Source organism: Nitratidesulfovibrio liaohensis (assembly GCF_011682075.1).
Taxonomy (GTDB): domain Bacteria; phylum Desulfobacterota; class Desulfovibrionia; order Desulfovibrionales; family Desulfovibrionaceae; genus Cupidesulfovibrio; species Cupidesulfovibrio liaohensis.
The window spans coordinates 1-2,959 of record NZ_VSMK01000347.1 but is presented as its reverse complement, the minus strand read 5'-3'; the positions used below and the strand labels follow the sequence as shown (position 1 = coordinate 2,959).

The 2,959-nt window shown below is 67.4% G+C and carries 4 protein-coding genes; 1 reads left to right on the top strand and 3 read right to left on the bottom strand.

The features are described from left to right. The 3 genes from gpM to FVW27_RS11965 all read right to left on the bottom strand — a co-directional run. The coding region (gpM, locus tag FVW27_RS11975; protein WP_167125440.1) for a phage terminase small subunit at nt 1-520 on the bottom strand (520 nt) is incomplete at its 3' end. Between the two features lie 2 nt (nt 521-522). Then, entirely contained in the window at nt 523-1,545 is a 1,023-nt protein-coding gene (locus tag FVW27_RS11970) for a phage major capsid protein, P2 family (protein WP_167125438.1), read from the bottom strand. Between the two features lie 17 nt (nt 1,546-1,562). Further along, a complete protein-coding gene (locus tag FVW27_RS11965; RefSeq protein WP_243838399.1) occupies nt 1,563-2,411 on the bottom strand; it encodes a GPO family capsid scaffolding protein in 849 nt (282 codons plus the stop codon). A gap of 113 nt (nt 2,412-2,524) precedes the next feature. Here FVW27_RS11965 and FVW27_RS11960 point away from each other — a divergent pair. Further along, nucleotides 2,525-2,959, top strand: a 435-nt coding sequence (locus tag FVW27_RS11960) for a terminase gpP N-terminus-related DNA-binding protein (protein ID WP_243838397.1), incomplete at its 3' end; no start/stop codon positions are given.

Here is a 2,959-nt window from a genome sequence, read left to right as displayed (position 1 = left end):
GCTCCACCAGCGCCTGCGCCTGCGACAGGTACGGCTCGAAGTCGTGCCCGGCGTCGTGCTGGCGCTCAGCCCACGCCACCACGGCAGACGCCACGAACAGCGGCACGCTGGCGCGGAAGCGTTCCGGCAGCGGCAGGCCCTGCTCCATGGCCCACGCGGCCACGCGCAGGCCCTCTTCCATGCAGCCCGCGTCCAGGCACCACACCAGGTAGTAGCCCAGCAGCTCGTGCCGCTGGCCGTCGGCCATCAGGCGCGCCGCGTAGTCGCGGTACTTGGGAATGAGGGTGTCGCGCTTCAGGTCGATCTTGCGTTCGACGGAAGCGATGGCAGACAGCGCCGCCAGATCTTCGGACAGCGAGGCGGACAGGAAGGTGGCCAACTGGCTGCCGCCCAGCAGGCCACGGGGCGCGGCGGGCATGGCCCCCAGCACCACGGCCCCGGCCCCTATCCGCTCGCCCGGCGCGTCATTGCCCACGGGAACCACGCGCACGGCCTGTTGGTGCTTGCGCATCAGGCTCATGGCTAGGCCCACCCGTCCGCGCCGTCGGGCAGCTTCACGTTGTCGAACTCCACGGCCACGAAGCGTTCGGGCGTTTCCACCACGTAGCCCTCGTTGCGGCTGTTGTAGTCCTCCACGCGGTCCTTCTTGGGATTGTCTTCCACCTTGCGACGCCACGAGCCGTTCTGCAGGTAGACAGAAAGGTTGTCGTAGCTGGTGACCACAAGGCCGCGACCGGGGAAGTTGGAGGGGGTATCCCACGCCAGCCCGCCAAAGGTGGTCAGCGCGTTGCCCAGCAGGGCCTTTTCCGTGGGCTTTCCGCCCACCACGGCGAACAGCGCGGCCTTTTCCTGCGCGATGAGGTCGGTGCCGATCAGCGCAACCAGGTTCTGGCGCATGTAGGTGGGAATGCCCTGCAACAGGTCGTGCACGGCAATGTCCAGGTTGGCCCAGTCGCCGCCCGCGCCGATGCGGATTTCACCGGCGGTCGCGCCGCCGCTCAGGATGTTGCCGGGCAGGTTTTCGCGCATGTACTGCATCCAGCCCTTGTTCACGTCCTGCATCAGCGGGAAGGCGGAAAGGTCGGTGTCGGCGGCAGCCGAGCGGCCATGCCAGCCCACCAGCTCGCGGTCGTTGGCCATGCGTTCCTGCACGTAGCGGGAGTACCGGTCGCCCATGTCGGGGAACTTGGCCCACGCATCCATGGTGGCGTAGCGCATGTAGACGTCGGTGTTGGTCTGGACCAGCTTGTAGCGGTAAGGCTTCAGGCCCAGCACGTTGCGGGGCGTGCGTTCCTTGTCGGCGCTGGTGTCCGTGCGGCCAGAAACGGGGCCGGTGGCCGAGCCGAGCAGGGTTTCGCCTTCCAGGTCATCCACGGGGATGGTGTTGATCTTGGGCAGGAAGGTGGACCGCTCCACGATGGCGTCCTGCAGGCGCTGTTCGACGGTGGGCGCAACCGAAAACTGCTGGCGCACGCTGGGCACGCCGTAGGTGGCGGCCATGCGGTCGCACAGGGTGTTGAACTTCTTGCGGGTACTTTCGCGCATGTGGGTTCCTCCCGCCCCTACAGGAGGGGGGCGTTGTCGTCCGCAGGGCCTTCGGTGGGGGGCACCGGCGTGCCGGACTTGGCGGCCTCGAACCGGGCGGCAATGCCATCCATCTGCGCGCCCAGCTTGATGATGGCAGCGGCCAGCTCGGTGTACTTTTCCGACTCCGCCCCGACCGGGGCAGCCGGGGCCGCAGGTGCGGCGGGGGCGGCGGGCTGTGCCTGGTCATTCGGCTTGGCCGTAAAGGCGGCCACGGTGGTCTTGATCTCGGTAACGGCGGTGGCAAGGGCGTCGATCTTGCCCTGCATCTCCGCGTACTGCTGTGCGTCCATGGGCTCCTCGCGTTGGGTGGCGTTGGGGGTGAACAACTTGAAAAGCCGGGTCACCCACGGGGGTTCCCGGTCTTCTGCGGGGACGGGCATGGAGAATTCGACGTTGGAGTAGAACTGGCTGCCGGGGGAGTTGCGGCGGGCGGCAAACTTCAGTTCGCTGGTGCCCAGCGAGGCGGGGGAATCGGTCGCCGCCAGGCCCAGCAGGTAGGCCCGGCCAGAACCGGCGAAGTTGTCGTCGATCTCCATGGAGAAAAAGAGCCGCTGCCCGTACTGGTTGCCCATCAGGTAGCTGGCGTTGGGCTGAAGCCGCGCGTACAGGCTGACCACGCCCCCCTCCTCTTCCGTCTTCAGCTCCAGCACTTTGCCGTAGTTCTGAAAGCGGAAGTGGTCCGGCCAGATCAGGGCCGTGTACACGTCCGGACTGTAGGTCTCGGCAGCCTGCAACAGCCACTCCGGCTTGATGGTCCGACCGTCAATGGTGGGGCCGGACTGGCCTATCTTGACGAAATCCGTAGTGAGGGTGGGCTTGCTCATGCGTGGCATGTAGGCACAGCACGCAAGGCAAGGTCAAAGACACGGCGTCCGATTTTTGCAAAATCGGATTTGTGGTGCGTTGGCGGTTGCCGCAACAGTGCTATTGCAGCACGATGGAGACCATTGCAGACGGCGGGAATGCGCAGGAAGCCCGGCAGGGCGTGCGCCAGTACCCGGACGAGATACGGCAGGCCGCGCGGGGCATGTACCTGCGGCGCTACACCGTGGCGGACATTTCCGACGCGCTGGGCGTGCCGCGCCGCACCGTCTACCACTGGAGCACGACGGGCGAATGGGACGCCCTGCTCACGCACGAGACGGCGGAAGAAGCCGTTACCCGCCGCCTGACCCTGCTGGCCGAGCGCGACCCCAAGACGCCCGGCGAGCTGCGCGAGGTGGATCTGCTGGTGGGCACACTGGAGCGGTTGCAGGCCCTGCGCACCAAAGAGGTGGCCTTGGCGCGCCAGCGGGGACAGGAGCAGGGCAACACCCACCCCGGCCCGGCCCACCAGCCGGACGCCGCCCCCGGCGAGTACGCCGCGGACTCC